The sequence below is a fragment of the Solicola agrisoli genome, from assembly GCF_049059935.1.
In the GTDB taxonomy this organism is placed as follows: Bacteria; Actinomycetota; Actinomycetes; order Propionibacteriales; family Nocardioidaceae; genus JAURVT01.
On record NZ_JBMGQR010000089.1, the window covers coordinates 1 to 15,791 of the forward strand.

Sequence of the window (15,791 nt, forward strand, 5' to 3'; positions counted from 1 at the left end):
CGGCGAAGCTGACTGACGACCCTCACGTGCTGCGGTTCATCCCGGTCCGCGAGTCCACGAAGGCCGAGGTCGACCAGCTCGTCGACGAGATCGTCACGACAGCCGACGCGCACCGCGGGGCCGTCGGTGTCAACGGGATGCCCGACACCTGCTTTCACGAGGTCAAGGACCTCGCCACGAGCCCCGGCGCCCACCACAGCCCCCACAGCCCGCGGACCGCCGCAGCGTCGAGCACACCGTCCTCGCCGACGACCGCCCGGCAGCCCGAGAGCGCCCCCGAGGAGCCGGTGTGGCGCTGGCAGGGGCCGCAGACGTGGCCGCCCCCGCCGCCGGGGTGGTCTCCGCCTGCCGGGTGGAAGCCCGACCCGTCGTGGCCGCCGGCACCCGCCGGTTGGCAGTTCTGGACGCGCCCCGACGGCGCCGGCGACCAGACCACGTTCCCGGAGGCGGATGCTGAGCAGCCCACGGCCGGGCGCCGGGCGGCCGCACCGTCTGCGGAGGAGCCGCCCGCCCCCACCAGCTACCAGGGTCGCCGCGTCGCCCAGCCGACCGAGGAGACGACACCCGGTGCGGCCGCAGCGGAACCGGGTGTCGTCACCGACGCCAACCCAGGCGACGGGGGGCCCACGTCCGCTGCGGCGCCTGTGGCCGCGAGTGGCCCAGCTTTGGCGGCTCCGGCCGGTCCGACCCGGACCGCACCGCCTCCGCCCCTGCCGCCGATGGACGTCGAGGTCGGCCTGTTCGGCGCCCGCGGCAAGGCCAAGGAGCTCGGACGCCAGGTCCAGGATCTCCACGCCCAGAACGCCCAGCTCCGCCACGACCTCGAACGCCTCGGCGCCCTCGACGTCGTCGAGTTGGAGAACCGGCGCCGACACCTCACCGAGACCATCGCGGCCGAGCAGGGCCAGGCGGCAGAGGCCGACCGGCAGGCGCGTGCCACTGCGAGGGAGGCCGCTGAGGCCGAGCAGCGCGCTCTGGCCGAGGTGCGCGCCGAGGCCGCGAAAATCCGCGCGGCGTTGGTTGTGACCCGCGACGACGTCGTCCTGCAGGAGGTCGGCGTCTACGACTACCCCCACCCCTTGGACGACTCGGTCGCCTTCAAGGCCGAGCTCGAGCGCGTCAAGGACCGCATCAAGACCATGAACCGCAAGGACGGCGGCGCCGTGCTCGCGACCACCGGGTTCACCATGAACGGGTCGGTCACCCAGGGCCGCAAGATGGTCCGTGAGTTCTCCAAGCTCCTGCAGCGCGCCTACAACAACGAGGCCGACAACCTCGTGCGTTCCATGCGCCCCTACAAGCTCGACTCCGCCCGCGACCGCCTGTCCAAGTCCCGCCAGACCATCGAGCGTCTGGGGCAGTCCATGGACATCCACATCTCCGCGGAGTACCACCGCCTGCGCCTGACCGAGCTCGAGCTGACCGCCGACCACATCAACAAGCTCGCCGAGGAGAAGGAACGCGAACGCGAGGAACGCTCCCGCCTGCGCGAGGAGCGCAAGGCCCAGGCCGAGCTCGACCGCGAACGCGAACGCCTCGCCAAGGAACAGCAGCACTACCTCAACGCCCTGGCCAAGCTCGAAGCCGCCGGCAACACCGACGGCCTCCAAGACCTCCGCGACCGCCTCGCCCAGATCGGCCAGGCCATCGAGGACGTCGACTTCCGCGCCGCGAACGTCCGTGCCGGTTACGTCTACGTCATCTCCAACCTCGGCTCCTTCGGCGAGCGGATGGTCAAGGTCGGCATGACCCGCCGCCTGGAGCCCCTTGACCGCGTCCGCGAGCTGTCGGACGCCTCGGTGCCGTTCAACTTCGACGTCCACGCGATCCACTTCTCCAACGACGCGGTCGGCGTCGAGGCCGAGCTCCACCGCCGCCTCGCCGCCCAGCGCGTCAACCGCGTGAACCACCGCCGCGAGTTCTTCTACGCCACCCCCGCCGAGGTCCGCGATCTCCTCGCCCAGGTCACCGGCAACCGCTGGAGTACACCGACACCCCCGAGGCCGCTGAATACCACCAGTCGACCAACGCCGACGCTCGTGCGACCACAGTCACAAGTGCGCGCGAATTGAGGAGCGAAAACCTATGACGTCGCCAGACACTCCCACGCCCCGTTGGCGCGACAGCTTCCAGGTCCGGGCGGGAGTTCTGTTGATCGGGGCACTCGCAACCACCTTCGCGCTGTTTCGTTGGGTGGTTACAGATCCCGACCTGACGCTCCGGTACCTACAGGCGTTGGTCTGGCCAGTCGTGATCTTGGTCGGTCTCAGCCTCTTCAGGCGACCACTCGAAAGAAAGCTCAGCGACCTCTTGCAGATGGACGTTCTCGGCACATCGGCGAGGTTCGCCACGTCGCGGACCGAGGACTTCGCCCGCGATGTCGCTCCGGATCTCGACGCACTGCTCGGCGTGGGCGAAGAATCCTCGTCGTCGACTGCAGCAGAGAATGTCTTGAGTGCCGATCCTGTGCCCATTCAAGAGGCGGGGGCCGACGGGGATCTCGATTCGGCGGGACGCGACGAAATTGAGAAGCCGGTGCATGACGGCTCTCCGGTGCCAGCAGGTGCGGCGGAGGGTGAGCATGAGAATGGTGATTCCGATTCCCCACCGTCGGCAGAGGCTGCGCCTAAGCCGAAGGCAACTCGGACCGCGTCAAGCCGCGTGATTGCTGACGACGAGGCGATCGAGCAACTGCTCCTCCTTCAGGCAGAACTCCTGGGAATGGGGCCCTCTGAAAGGACCAAGTTCGAAAGGCTCGTGTCTACCGACCCGGGCGGGGCAGCGAGGCGGGTCTTCGAGTTCCTTCTCAACGACACCCGGTCCGCCAAGGACATGCCTGGAAGAAGCCGGGCGCGCGCGAAGACGGACTTCGCCAGCGTCGAGCGGATCGTCCAGAAGAGCGCCGAATGGGGTTATGACCTCGCGCGCGCAGGCCATCCCAAGAGGACGCCGGACATCGAGCGTGATGACACGGGATGGCGTATTTCCACGGAGGTCCCGCCGGCGGAAACCCCTGTCGAAACCCCGTCGTTGGCAGTCAGACTGCGGAAGGCGCAGCGACTCGAGGAGGAGATCAAATCGCTCGAGAAGCGGCACCGGTACGGTCCGCTGAGCATCATGTCCATGCCGGGCGATGCCGAAGCGGAGCGGCTGAAGGACTTCAAGAAGCGCCTGGCTGTGCTGGACCCGACATCGCCGTACGCGGACTGACGGTCAGCCCCGCCGTTGTTGCGGTCGATTTGGTGACGAGGTCCGTCAGGCGCTCGTCCGGTTCGGCAGCGCCATCGCAGTTGCAGCGCCCCTCCAAGGGTGGACGACACCGCTGAGCTCGGGGAGCTGACGCACCCGTGGCTGCGGGTCCGCGGCAGGGGCGGTGACCCCCGCAGGACCTAACGTGGCGTTCCCGCCGTACCTAGACCGAGGGGGCCAGCAGTGACTCTCGACGGCCCGTTCGCGCACTACCCGGCCAAGCCCGACGAGGTCGCTGGCACCGCCGCGGACCTTACCGGCGCAGCCGGCGGGTTCGATCGAGTCGGTTCGGCAGCCAGGTCGGGTGCGCGACGAGCGGCGGCCCACACCAATGGCAGTCTTCGGTCACCAGCCGCGGCGGTCGCCGAACCGGTCGTCGCAGCCAGTGCGGAGCTGCGTGACGCCGGACGAATGGCCGGCGGGGTACTGGCGCGATTCGCCGACGCGGTGATCGCCTTCAACCGGGGCGTGGATGACCTCAACGCCCGCATGCCCGGGAAGCCGACCGGAACGTGCACCCCGGACAACCCGGCCGGGGACCCAACCGAAGCGGCCATGGACGCATTCGGGGCCGAGAAGGCGGCGCTCCAAGCCGAGTACCGCCGCCTCGAGGCCACCCTTAATGACGCTGGAGACGAGGCAGCGGCCATGCTCGACCGCGGGCCCAACGCCGCCGACCTGGCGGCGCTCGACCGGACCGGACACCTGGCCGCTCTGGACCCGTCGGACGACGCGGCCCTGACGAGCGCGCTGCGCAAGACCGGCCTCGATGCCAGACGGCCCCTGCTGAACATGAGTGCTGCCGACATCGCACGTTGGTGGGCCAGCCTCTCCGCGGCCGAACGAGCGGCGATGCTCCGGTCGATGCCAGAAGACCTCGGTCGCGCAGACGGGCTGCCGGCCGAAGCGCGCGACGAGGCGAACCGCGACGTCCTCGGCGCGGTACTGACCCGGCTGCGCGCCGCCGAACGCGACGGGACGATCGCCGACGAGCAGCGGCAGGTGCTGAAGAACGCCGAGGCCACCCAGAAGCAGCTCGACCGGATCGAGTCCCGGCGCGACCGGGTCACCCGTCAGCCAACGCACGCGCAGCTGTACGCCCTGGACCTGGATGCGTTCGGGGGCGATGGACGGGCCGCGATCGTCAGCGGCGACCTGGACGCCGCGAAGAACATCGCGCTGTCGGTGCCGGGGCTTACCTCAAAGCTCGACGGGGTCGGAGGGCAGGTGTCCAACTCGATGAACCTCTACGAGCAGGCCGACCGCCGCGACCCTGGATCGACGGCTGTGGTCACGTGGATGGGGTACGACGCGCCGTCGGACAGCATCGGTGACTTCGCGGGCGTGAGGAACCAGGGCAAGGCCGAGGACGGGGCGCAGATCCTCGCGCGAGACGTCGAAGGCATCCGCGCCGCGCGCGGCGGCGACCAACCCCACCTGACGGTCGTCGGCCACAGCTACGGAAGCACCACCACGGCACTGGCCGGTTCAGACCACGGCATGGACGCCGACGACATCGTCCTGGTCGGCAGCCCCGGCGCCGGACAGACCGCCGACGACGCGGCAGACCTCGGCGTGGGCAAGGGCCACGTCTGGGTGGGGTCGGACTCCCAGGACCCGGTCACCAAGGCCGGCGGCTCGGGATGGGTCGACGACGGCGTCGGCCTAGGTCGTGACCCGAGCAGCGACGACTTCGGCGCCAACCGGTTCAAGGCCGAGCTGCCCGACACCGACGCCGGCCTGCTGGACCACCACACCAGCTACTTCGACAAGGGATCGGAGTCCCTCGACAACATGACCGACGTCGTCATCGGGCACGACCAGGACGTCGACCGCGCCGACCCTCGCCACGACCCGTTGATCGGTAGCCCGCTGGATCCTGAAAAGGCTCGGGTGCTCGACGTCATCTCCGGTGGCCCAAGATGAGCCCCATGAGCCGCCGCCGTTCCCCGAAGCGCGCCGATCTCGCCGGCGTGCTGGCCGCCGCGTTGCTGCTCGGCGGCTGCACCACCACCTCGAACCCGCAGGAGCCTCGCGTGACCGGGACATCCGAGAAGCAGATCGTGCTGACCGAGCAGGTGGCCGCCGAACAACGCGTGCGCACGCGGACGCTGGCCACCCAGGTGCTGACCGCGACAGCGACCGGCGCGCTGGCCGAGTTCGGTGCGACGTCCCTGCTGCCAGACGGAGCGTGGGTCGGCTGCCTCGACGACGGTAAGGGTTACAAGTACAGCGCCAGTGCCCGTTTCGACCTGTCCACCGGGTCGCCGGCCGACGCAGTGGCGGCTGTGGCCGACTCCCTCACCCAGGACGGCTGGCGGCCGCAGCCCGGCGCCGACGACGAGGAGCCGGCGTTCACCCGCGACGACCACGTCGCCACCGTATTCCCAGGACGAGACGGCCGGTACATCCTGATGGACGTCGACGGACCGTGCGGAGTGGTGGAGGGCGACGCCCCGTCCGGCCTGCCTGATGGGGGCAGTGAAGACCTTCCGCTGCCCGGAGTGCCAACGAGCCCCGTAGCGCCTCCGACCACGTGACCCGAAGCCCTCTGGGGTCGTGGAGGCCGATCCTCCTGCGTTCTCGACCGGACCGAAGGCCGTTCCGAGAACAAGCACTCGCCCCGGTTCGATTGTCCGCACGTCCCAGGTCAGAGCTAAAGTCCGCACCCGCCAGAGGCCCCGAGGTGCGGACGACGGCCGGGCGCCCGTCGGGACGACGCCGACGTCGTTCGTACCCCAGGACAGAGGCTACGGCAGCCGGGGCAGGCCCCGCCGGACCCGCTCCGCGCAGACGGGCGGTCCGGGCGCCCCGGACGTCCGGTGGCACCCGTGGACCCAAGTGGCAGCGCGGGGGTGGGGGCGGGCATACGATTCGCGCGTGGGACTGGTCGAGGCGGGCAAGCGCATTCTCGTGGGCCGCAAGCTCCGCAGCACGCAGCTCGGCGAGACCCTTCTCCCCAAGCGGGTCGCGCTGCCGGTGTTCGCGAGCGACGCGCTGTCGTCGGTCGCCTACGCGCCGGACGAGATCCTGCTGACGCTGTCCATGGCCGGGCTGTCGGCGTACGCGTTCAACTGGAAGATCGGCATCGCCGTCGCCCTGGTGATGCTCACCGTGGTGGCCTCGTACCGCCAGAACGTGCACGCCTACCCCAGCGGCGGCGGCGACTACGAGGTGGCCACGGTCAACCTCGGCCCCAAGGCCGGCGTGACGGTGGCGAGCGCGCTGCTCGTCGACTACGTGCTGACGGTGGCCGTCTCGATCTCGTCGGGCGTGCAGAACGCGACGTCGGCGCTGCCGTTCCTCAACGGGCACGAGGCGCTGGCGGCCTCGGTCCTGGTGCTGCTGCTGATGGCGATGAACCTGCGCGGCGCCAAGGAGTCGGGGACGGCGTTCGCGATCCCGACCTACCTGTTCATGTTCGCGATCCTGTCGATGTCGGTCTGGGGCTTCATCCGGTACGCGGGCGGCACGCTGCCGGCGGTGGAGAGCGCGCAGTTCGACATCGCCGCCGAGCCGCCGTACGAGGGCGCGATCACCACGCTGGCGATGACGTTCCTGATCGCGCGGGCCTTCTCGTCGGGCTGCGCGGCCCTGACGGGCGTCGAGGCGATCAGCAACGGCGTCCCGGCGTTCCGCAAGCCCAAGAGCAAGAACGCGGCGACCACGCTGTTCCTGCTCGGCAGCATCTCGATCACCATGCTCATGAGCATCATCGTGCTGGCCGACGTCACGGGCGTCCGCTACGCCGAGGACCCCGAGAGCCAGCTGCTGCTGAACGGCCAGCCGGTGGGGCCGTCGTACTCCCAGGACACCGTCATCGGCCAGCTGGCCAAGGCGGTCTTCGACAACCTGCCGATCATGTTCTACTTCACGATCGCGTGCACCGGCATCATCCTGGTGCTGGCGGCCAACACGGCGTTCAACGGCTTCCCGGTGCTGGGCTCGATCCTCGCCCGCGACGGCCACCTGCCCCGCGCGCTCGACACCCGCGGCGACCGCCTCGCCTTCAGCAACGGCATCGTCGTCCTCGCGTTCGGCGCCATCATCCTCATCGTCGCGTTCGACGCCGAGGTCACCAAGCTGATCCAGCTGTACATCGTCGGCGTCTTCGTCTCGTTCAACCTCAGCCAGCTGGGGATGATCAAGCACTGGACCCGGCACCTGCGGACCGAGACCGATCCCGGGGCCCGCCGACGGATGATGCGCTCGCGCGCCGTCAACACCTTCGGCCTCGCCATGACCGCCACCGTGCTCGTGATCGTGCTGCTCACCAAGTTCCTCCAGGGCGCCTGGATCGCGATCACCGCGATGATCGTCATCTACGTGATCATGCGCGGCATCAACCGGCACTACCGCCACGTCGAGTCCGAGCTGGCCATCAGCGACACGGACGTCGCCCTGCCGTCGCGCGTCCACGCCGTCGTGCTGGTCAGCAAGCTGCACAAGCCCACGATGCGCGCGCTCGCCTACGCGAAGGTGTCGCGGCCGAGCTCGCTCGAGGGCGTCACGGTCGACCTCGACCCCGAGACCACCCGCAAGCTGCTGGACCGCTGGGACGAGCTGGGCATCCAGGCGCCGCTCAAGGTGCTCGACTCGCCCTACCGCGAGCTGGTGCGCCCGATCGTCCGCTACGTCCGCGAGCGTCGCAAGGCCAGCCCGCGCGACGTCATCTGCGTCTACATCCCCGAGTACGTGGTGGGCAAGTGGTGGGAGCAGCTGCTCCACAACCAGACCGCGCTGCGCCTCAAGGGTCGCCTGCTGTTCACGCCCGGCGTGATGGTCACGAGCGTCCCGTACCAGCTGACGTCGGCCAAGCAGGCAGGCCCGCCTCGCGTCCGCTCGGTGCCCGGCGACGTGCGCCGCGGCGACCCGACGCCCATGCGTCGCGACGACGAGCGCTGAGCAGGCAGCCCCCGACCGTCCCAGTCACCGCAGCGCCTCAGCGCTCGGGGGCGGCGTCCAGCGTGGCGGCCGCCGCGGCCAGGTGCGCGTCGTCGCCCGTGATCAGGGCGTACAGGGCGTGGGCGATGGGGGAGGCGTCCCACAGGTGGCGGGCCTGCGCGGCCAGGCCCGGGTGCACGTGCCCGCCGGCGCGTTCGTAGGCGGCGAGGGTGGCGTGCAGCATGTCGTCGCCGGCGGCGCCGTGCTGCGCGGCGAGGTCGCGGGCGGGGTCGTCGACGCGTCCGGTGGTCCAGTCCAGGACGGCGGTGAAGGTGCCGTCGTCGTCGAGCAGCACGTGGGCCGGGTAGATCTCGCCGTGGGTCATCACCGTCGTGTCGGGCCAGCAGGTGTCGTCGTCGAGCCAGGTCTGCCACTGCCGGGCCAGGTGCGGGGCGACGGTGAAGCCCTCGCGCACGCGGGTGACGTCGTCGACCCAGGCCTGGCGCACCTGCGACGGGGTGCGGACCTCGACGCCGGCGGCACGGGCCTCGTCGGCGCCGATGGCGTGCAGGCGGGCCAGCAGCCCGCCCAGGCGCTCGGCGTAGTCCGGACTGGCCGGGTCCATGTGCCAGACGGGCTCACCGGCCTCGGACAGCGTCAGGCCGGGGGCGCCCGGGAGGGCCGGGTACGCGACGAGGTCGTCGGCGCGGACCTGCCAGTCCGGCACGGCGACGCCGCCGGCCGCCAGCGGCGCCGAGACGAGGTCGAGGATCCGGGCCTCGGCCGCCATCCCCTCGGACACGTCGGCACGACGCGGGACGCGTGCCACCCACCGCCGGCCGTCGGTGTCGTCGGCCATCACCACGCGGTAGTCCAGACCCGCGTCGTTCGCCGTCGCGCCGTCGGCGAGCAGGTGCAGCCCGTGGCGGGCGGCGCGGGATATGGCGTCGTCGATCGGGTCCACGCGGCCACGCTCTCATCGGCGTCCGCTCGAGCGCCAGCTGTTTGCCGTCCCCTCGCGGTCGGGCGTCGGTGGGTCGCCACCCGCGGCCCGGTCAGCCGGCGGGGGTGCGCGACAGGGTGGAGGTGCGCTCGAACAGGACCGGCTCGAGGCGGTGCAGCTCGGGCCCGTCGAGGGTCGGGCCGCTCAACCGCTCGAGGACGAGGCCGGCGGCGACCTCGCCGATCCGGCGGGGGCGCAGGTCGACCGAGGTGAGGGACACGACCCCGAGCTGGGCGAGGTCGGAGTTGTCGTAGCCGACGACCGACACGTCCTGGGGCACGTCGATGCCGGTGGCCGTGAGGGCGTCGACCACGCCGACGGCCGTCACGTCGTTGTGGGCGAAGACCGCGGTGGGCACCCGTCGCTCGTCGACCATCCGGTGCGCGGCGAGCTCGCCGCCGCGGCGGGTGAGGTCGCCCTCGAGGACGTACGGCTCCAGCCCGAGCTCGTGCATCCGGTCGACGTAGCCGTCGCGGCGCCCGTGGTAGACGAGGTGGGACGGGCTCGCGACGTGGGCGATGTCGCGGTGGCCGAGCCGGTGCAGGTGGTCGACGGCGGCGCGGGCGCCGGTGACGTCGTCGGAGAAGACCGAGTCGACGGGGGCCTGGTCGACCTGCCGCGTGGCGACGACGGTGGGCACCCGCTTGCCGATCTCGGCGATCAGCGAGTCCGGGACGGTCGCGCCGACGAGGACGAGGGCGTCGACGCGCAGGTCGAGGAACGTCCAGATCGCCTCGGCCTCCCTGTCGGGGTCGGTGCGGCCGGTGGCCACGAGCAGGCGCTGGGACGTCTCGCGCAGGCGGTCGTCGAGGCCGTCGTAGACCGCGGCGAACACCGGGTTGTGCAGGTCCGACAGCAGCACCCCCACGGCGTGCGTGCGGTGGCTGGCGAGCGAGCTGGCCAGGCGGTTGCGCCGGTAGCCGAGCTCGCGGGCCGCCTGCAGGACCGCCTCGCGTCGCTCGGGGGACACCTTGGGCGAGTCGCGCATGACGAGGGAGACGAGCGCGCGGGACACCTTGGCCGCCCGGGCCACGTCCTCCATCGTCACCGAGTCCACGGGGTCAGCGTACCGCTCCAACGTGGTCGGCGATGGCGGCAACTTCCCCTTGACGCGGGCGTTAGAGCGCTCTAACGTGGCGGCACGTCTTCGGGAGGTCCGACGGGACAGGGCCGGTGGAGACGGCCTGATCCGCGTCGCCGTCCTCGACCCGACGCCCCGAACGCCCGTAGCCCTGGAGGCGCCCATGACCACCCACGACACCACCCCGTCGAGCGAACGCCCGGCGCTGCCGCCCGACACGCGCGGCCCGCACTCGCAGCGTCTCGGGCTGATCGTCGTCGTCGCCACGTTCGGTGGCCTGTTGTTCGGTTACGACACCGGCGTCATCAACGGGGCTCTCGAGCCGCTCAAGCGCGACCTCGGCCTGACGGCGTTCACCGAGGGGTTCGTGGTGAGCATCCTCATCTTCGGTGCGGCCGTGGGCGCCATCGTCGGTGGCTACCTGTCGGACCGTCGCGGGCGGCGCCACAACATCCTGATGCTCGCGGTGATCTTCATGATCGGCACCCTCGGCTGCGTCCTGGCACCGTCGTGGCCGGTGCTGGCGCTCTTCCGCTTCGTGCTCGGGCTCGCGGTCGGCGGCGCGTCGGCCACCGTGCCGGTGTACCTCGCCGAGGTCGCCCCGGTCGAGCGCCGCGGCGGGCTCGTCACCCGCAACGAGGTGATGATCGTCAGCGGGCAGTTCGCGGCGTTCGTGATCAACGCGATCATCTTCAACATCTGGGGCGAGATCGACTGGATCTGGCGGGTCATGCTCATCGTCGCGCTGCTGCCGGCGATCGCGCTGTTCGTCGGGATGCTGCGGATGCCCGAGAGCCCGCGGTGGCTGGTCGCTCAGGGGCGGGACGCCGAGGCGCTCGCGGTGCTCAAGCAGGTCCGCACCGACGAGCGTGCCGAGGCCGAGATGGACGAGGTGCACCGCCTCGCCGCGGAGGAGGCCGCGTCCAAGACCGCAGGCGCCACCGACCTGTCGGTGCGCTGGATCCGCCGCCTCATCCTGATCGGGGCTGGCCTGGGCATCTTCCAGCAGTTCACCGGGATCAACTCGATCATGTACTACGGCACGCAGCTGCTCGGCGACGCCGGCTTCTCCGACAGCGCCGCGATCATCGCCAACACGCTCAACGGCCTGTTCAGCGTGCTGGGCATCCTCGTCGGGCTGGCGCTCATCAACCGCATCGACCGCCGCAAGATGCTCCTCGGCGGCTTCGCGCTCACCACCACGTTCCACCTGCTCGTCGGCCTGTCGGCGCTGCTGCTGCCCGACGGCACCGCCAAGGCCTACTTCATCCTCGTGTTCGTCGTCGCCTTCGTGTTCTGCATGCAGGGCACCATCGGGCCGCTGGTCTGGCTGATCCTCTCGGAGATGTTCCCGCTGAAGATCCGCAGCCTGGCCATCGGGATCAGCGTCCTGGTGCTCTGGCTCGCCAACGCTCTCGTCGCGCTCGCCTTCCCGCCCGTCGTCGAGGCCATCGGGATCTCCAGCACCTTCTTCATCTTCGTCGCGCTCGGGCTGGCGGCGCTGGTCTTCGTCCACCGCACCGTGCCCGAGACCCGCGGGCGCTCGCTGGAGCAGCTCGAGGCCCAGTTCCGCCGCGACTACGCCTGACCCCCGGAAGGACCCCACCATGACCGTGCTCACCGTCGTCACCGACAGCCCGGAGGGACGCCACGCCCTCGTCGCCGGCGCCGAGGAGGCCACCCTGCTCGGGACCGACCTGCTCGTCGCGAACCTCACCCTCTCGCCGCTCGACACCTCGGGTCTCGCGGCGGACCTCGAGGTCACCGTCGTCGACCGCCACGGCGGCGGCGACCGCGACCCCGTCCGGGCCGTGCTCGACGAGGTCGCCGACCACCCCGACGTCGACCGGCTCGTGATCTGCGTCCGCCGCCGCTCGCCCGTCGGCAAGGCGCTGCTGGGCAGCATCAGCCAGCAGCTCCTGCTCGACAGCCCCGTCCCCGTCCTGGCCGTCAAGATCCCGGCCTGACGCCCTCTCCACCGCACCGGAGGAACACGTGACCACCCCAGACCTGCGCATCGCCGTCCTCGGAGTCGGCCAGATGGGCGGCTACCACGTCGACACGCTGACGGCCCGCACCAAGGGCGCCCGCGTCACCGTCGTCTCGGACTACTCGCACGAGCGCGCGACGGAGGTGGCGTCGGCCGTCGGCGCCCGCGTCGTCGACGACCCGCTCGAGGCCGTCACCGCCGACGACGTCGACGCCGTCGTGATCGCCAGCCCCGGCCAGTTCCACGAGGCCCAGGTGCTCGCGTGCCTGGAGGCCGGCAAGCCGGTGCTCTGCGAGAAGCCGCTGACGATCGAGGCCGGCACCGCCTACGACGTGGTGCTCGCCGAGGCCAAGCTCGACCGCCCGCTGGTGCAGGTCGGCTTCATGCGCCGCTTCGACGCCGAGTACCTGGCCCTGCGCGAGACGATCGCGTCCGAGGAGCTGGGCAGCGCGCTGGTGCTGCACTGCGCGCACCGCAACCCCGCCGTCCCCGAACACTTCGACAGCACCATGATGCTGACGGACTCCGTCGTGCACGAGGTGGACTCGGCCCGCTTCCTGCTCGACGAGGAGATCGTCGCCGTGCGCGTGTTCGCGGGCGTCGCGACGTCGGCGGCACCGTCGGGCGTCCAGGACCCGATGCTCGTCGTCTTCGAGACCGAGGGCGGGCGGCTCGTCACCGACGAGATCTTCGTGCGCACCACCCACGCGTACGAGGTACGCACCGAGCTCGTCGCCGAGCGCGGCTCGGCGATGATCGGGCTCGGCCACGCACTGCAGACGAGCGCCGGTGGTCGCTGGGGAGGACAGGTGACGCCCGACTTCGTGGCGCGCTTCGGCCAGGCGTACGCCGACGAGCTGCAGGCCTGGGTCGACGGCGCCCGCCGTGGCGAGGTCGCCGGACCGGGTGCGTGGGACGGCTACGCGGCCGCCGCGGTCACCGAGGCCGCCGTCGAGGCGCTGCGCACCGGCGAGCGCGTCGAGGTCCGGATGGGACTGCGCCCGTGAGGCTCACGCTCGACCCCGCGATGTACTACGGGACGCACTCGGTGCTCGAGCTGCCCGACAAGGCGGCGAGCCTGGGCTTCGAGTGGATCGAGATCAGTCCCAAGGACGACTTCGTGCCGTTCTTCGGCCAGCCGCGGATCGACTCCGCGGGCGTCGCGGCGCTGCGCAAGCGCCTGGGCGACGCCGGTGTCGGCATCTCGTCGATCCTCCCGCTCCAGCGCTGGGCCGGGCCCGACGAGGACCACCGCCGCGCCGCCGTCCGCGCCTGGCGCCGGACGATCCAGATCGCCGTCGACCTCGGCGTGACGGTCCTGAACTCGGAGTTCAACGGCCGCCCCGAGGACCCCGAGACCGCCGAGGCCGCCTGGGTGCGGTCGATCGACGAGCTGCTGCCCCTGATCGAGGCCGAGGGGCTGACCCTGGTGCTCGAGCCGCACCCCGACGACTTCATCGAGGACGGCGTCGCTGCCGTCCACGCGCTGCGGGGGCTGGACTCGTCCAGCGTGAAGTTCCAGTACTGCCTGCCGCACACCTTCCACATGGGCGGCGACGCGTCGCGGATCATCGCCGCCGCGGGCCCGGACGTCGTCTCGGTGCACGTCGCCGACGCGTTCGACCACACGATCAACAACGGCCTGCGCTACATCGTCAACCCGCCCGGCTCGACCGCCCGCGTGCACCAGCACATGGAGATCGGCCGCGGCGACGTCGACTTCGACACCGCGTTCGCCGCCCTCGCGGCGGTCGGCTTCGACGGCTCGATCAGCGCCTCGGTGTTCGGCTGGGACGAGGTCGCCGACGAGGTCAACGTCCGGATGATCGAGAAGATCCGCGGCCTGGTCGACACCCACTTCGACGCCGCCACGTGGGAGTCGCCGCGCGGCTGACCCACCCACGAGAGTCTCTGGATCGTGGCTGGTCTCTGGATCGTGGTCGCCATGGCGACCACGATCCAGAGATCCACGTCCGGACGGGCGTCGCTCAGGCCCCGTCGCCGAGCGCGGCGGTGCACGACGCGAGGTCACGGAGGAAGCGGGTGCGTGCGGTGGGGGAGAGGTCGCGGAGCATCCGCGTCTCGACGTCCGCGACGGCCGCGCTGGCCCGCGCGAGCAGACGCGCGCCGTCGGCGGTGATCTCGGTGGGCAGCGCGCGGCCCTGCGGCGCGGTGGTCGGGCGGGTGAGCAGGCCGCGCTCCTGCAGTCCCTGCAGCAGCGTCTGCATCGACTGCCGGGTGACGAAGGTGCTGCGGGCCAGGTCGGACGCCGAGAGCCCGGGGCGCTGGCGGAGCAGCTCCAGGCACGAGTACTGCGAGACGTTCAGCGCGAGCGGCCGCAGTGCGGCGTCCATCGCCCCGCGCAGGGCGGTGGCGGTCTGCTTGAGCGCGTAGCCGATGGACGAGTCGAGGTCGATCTGCTCTTGCGACATGTCAGGAGTCTGACATAGAGTCGCGATGTCAGGAACCTGACATCGACCCCGAGGAGATCCCATGGCCACCGTCACCGGCCCCAGCTTCGTCGCCCTCCAGGTGCGCGACGTCGACGCCGCCGCCGAGTTCTACGCCTCGCGCCTCGGCCTTCGTCGCGCGGCCGTCAGCCCTCCCGGCGCGGTGGTGTTCGACACCGCGCCCATCTCGTTCGCCGTGCGGAACCCGCTGCCCGGCGTCGACCTCGACGCCGCGGTCCCGCGTCCCGGGGTGGGGGTCGCGCTGTGGCTGCACGCCGACGACGCCGCCACCCTCCACCACGACCTCGACGCCGCCGGCGTCACCATCGCCGCGCCGCTCGCCGACGGTCCGTTCGGCCCGATGTTCACCTTCGTCGACCTCGACGGGTACGCCGTCACCATCCACGGCGACGCCGCGTGACCGGCTCGACCCACACGGTCGGGCTCACCGTCGTCGGACCCTGGTCGCTCGCGGTCAGCCGCGCCTTCTGGGAGGGCTTCTCGCCCGCCGCGCTGGCCGCTGCCGGCGACCGGGACCACGCCCTGCGCACCGTCTTCCTCTCCGACACCGACTGGACGCGCGTCGCGACCACCGTCGTCCAGGACGGCGACGTCGCCCGCATCGAGGTGTCGGGCGCCGGCGACCTCGACGCCGCGGCGGCACAGGTCGCACGGTTCCTGTCGCTCGACGTCGACGCGACCACCTGGCCCGACGTCGCCCGCCGCGACCCCGTCGTCGCCCGCGCGCAGGAGGCGATGCCCGGGCTGCGGCCGTGCGGCTTCCACTCGCCGTACGAGGCGGCGGCGTGGTCGGTGCTGTCGCAGCGGATGCGCATCACCCAGGCCGCCCGGCTGCGCGACCGGGTCGTCGCCGACCACGGGACCGACGGCGCGTTCCCCACCCCCGAGCGGCTCCGCGGGCTCGAGCTCGACCTGCCCGGCCGCAAGACCGAGTACCTCCACGCCGTCGCCGACGCCGCCCTCGACGGCGTCCTCGACGGACGCGCGCTCCGCGGCCTGGACCCCGTCGACGCGGTCGCCCGCGTGCAGCAGGTGCTGGGGCTCGGACCGTTCGCCGCCGAGCTCGTCGTCCTGCGCGGCGCCAACGCCCCCGACGCCGTCCCGCGCCACGAG

At 71.4% G+C, this 15,791-nt stretch carries 14 protein-coding genes; 11 read left to right on the forward strand and 3 right to left on the reverse strand.

Going from position 1 to position 15,791, the window contains the following annotated elements:
• Positions 1-719 precede the first annotated feature (719 nt).
• The 5 genes from ACI6PP_RS20510 to ACI6PP_RS20530 all read left to right on the forward strand — a co-directional run bounded on the left by ACI6PP_RS20510 (position 720) and on the right by ACI6PP_RS20530 (position 8,154).
• Positions 720-2,072, forward strand: coding sequence for an SNIPE associated domain-containing protein (locus ACI6PP_RS20510; protein ID WP_421113550.1), 1,353 nt, complete (start codon positions 720-722; stop codon positions 2,070-2,072).
• A gap of 13 nt (positions 2,073-2,085) precedes the next feature.
• Entirely contained in the window at positions 2,086-3,210 is a 1,125-nt protein-coding gene (locus tag ACI6PP_RS20515; protein ID WP_421113551.1) for a hypothetical protein, read from the forward strand.
• A gap of 222 nt (positions 3,211-3,432) precedes the next feature.
• Positions 3,433-5,175, forward strand: a complete 1,743-nt coding sequence (locus tag ACI6PP_RS20520) for an alpha/beta hydrolase (RefSeq protein ID WP_421113552.1) — start codon at positions 3,433-3,435, stop codon at positions 5,173-5,175.
• 5 nt (positions 5,176-5,180) lie between these two features.
• Positions 5,181-5,789: a hypothetical protein gene (locus ACI6PP_RS20525; RefSeq protein ID WP_421113554.1), complete on the forward strand. Its 609-nt coding sequence runs from the start codon at positions 5,181-5,183 to the stop codon at positions 5,787-5,789.
• Between the two features lie 340 nt (positions 5,790-6,129).
• On the forward strand, positions 6,130-8,154 hold the full coding sequence (locus ACI6PP_RS20530; protein ID WP_421113555.1) for an APC family permease: 2,025 nt from the start codon (positions 6,130-6,132) through the stop codon (positions 8,152-8,154).
• A 37-nt stretch (positions 8,155-8,191) separates the two neighbouring features.
• On the opposite strand, the gene ACI6PP_RS20535 is transcribed toward ACI6PP_RS20530, so the two are convergent.
• Both ACI6PP_RS20535 and ACI6PP_RS20540 read right to left on the reverse strand, forming a co-directional pair.
• Entirely contained in the window at positions 8,192-9,097 is a 906-nt protein-coding gene (locus tag ACI6PP_RS20535; protein WP_421113556.1) for a macrolide 2'-phosphotransferase, read from the reverse strand.
• A gap of 91 nt (positions 9,098-9,188) precedes the next feature.
• Positions 9,189-10,193, reverse strand: a complete 1,005-nt coding sequence (locus ACI6PP_RS20540) for a LacI family DNA-binding transcriptional regulator (protein WP_421113557.1) — start codon at positions 10,191-10,193, stop codon at positions 9,189-9,191.
• Positions 10,194-10,380: 187 nt separating this feature from the next.
• Here ACI6PP_RS20540 and ACI6PP_RS20545 point away from each other — a divergent pair, with 187 nt between their 5' ends.
• The 4 genes from ACI6PP_RS20545 to ACI6PP_RS20560 are packed head-to-tail and all read left to right on the forward strand — an operon-like array spanning position 10,381 to position 14,101.
• Positions 10,381-11,805: a sugar porter family MFS transporter gene (locus ACI6PP_RS20545; protein ID WP_421113558.1), complete on the forward strand. Its 1,425-nt coding sequence runs from the start codon at positions 10,381-10,383 to the stop codon at positions 11,803-11,805.
• Positions 11,806-11,824: 19 nt separating this feature from the next.
• A complete protein-coding gene (locus ACI6PP_RS20550; protein WP_421113559.1) occupies positions 11,825-12,184 on the forward strand; it encodes a universal stress protein in 360 nt (119 codons plus the stop codon).
• Between the two features lie 28 nt (positions 12,185-12,212).
• Complete coding sequence (locus ACI6PP_RS20555; protein ID WP_421113560.1) at positions 12,213-13,214, forward strand: Gfo/Idh/MocA family protein; 1,002 nt, start codon at positions 12,213-12,215, stop codon at positions 13,212-13,214.
• Complete coding sequence (locus ACI6PP_RS20560; protein WP_421113561.1) at positions 13,211-14,101, forward strand: sugar phosphate isomerase/epimerase family protein; 891 nt, start codon at positions 13,211-13,213, stop codon at positions 14,099-14,101. The genes ACI6PP_RS20555 and ACI6PP_RS20560 overlap by 4 nt, the downstream gene beginning before the upstream one ends.
• 94 nt (positions 14,102-14,195) lie before the next feature.
• On the opposite strand, the gene ACI6PP_RS20565 is transcribed toward ACI6PP_RS20560, so the two are convergent.
• A complete protein-coding gene (locus ACI6PP_RS20565) occupies positions 14,196-14,639 on the reverse strand; it encodes a MarR family winged helix-turn-helix transcriptional regulator (RefSeq protein ID WP_421113562.1) in 444 nt (147 codons plus the stop codon).
• Between the two features lie 61 nt (positions 14,640-14,700).
• Here ACI6PP_RS20565 and ACI6PP_RS20570 point away from each other — a divergent pair, with 61 nt between their 5' ends.
• Together ACI6PP_RS20570 and ACI6PP_RS20575 are read left to right on the forward strand one after the other, a co-directional pair.
• Entirely contained in the window at positions 14,701-15,078 is a 378-nt protein-coding gene (locus ACI6PP_RS20570; protein ID WP_421113563.1) for a VOC family protein, read from the forward strand.
• The coding region (locus ACI6PP_RS20575) for a DNA-3-methyladenine glycosylase family protein (RefSeq protein WP_421113565.1) at positions 15,075-15,791 on the forward strand (717 nt) is incomplete at its 3' end. The genes ACI6PP_RS20570 and ACI6PP_RS20575, both read left to right, overlap by 4 nt.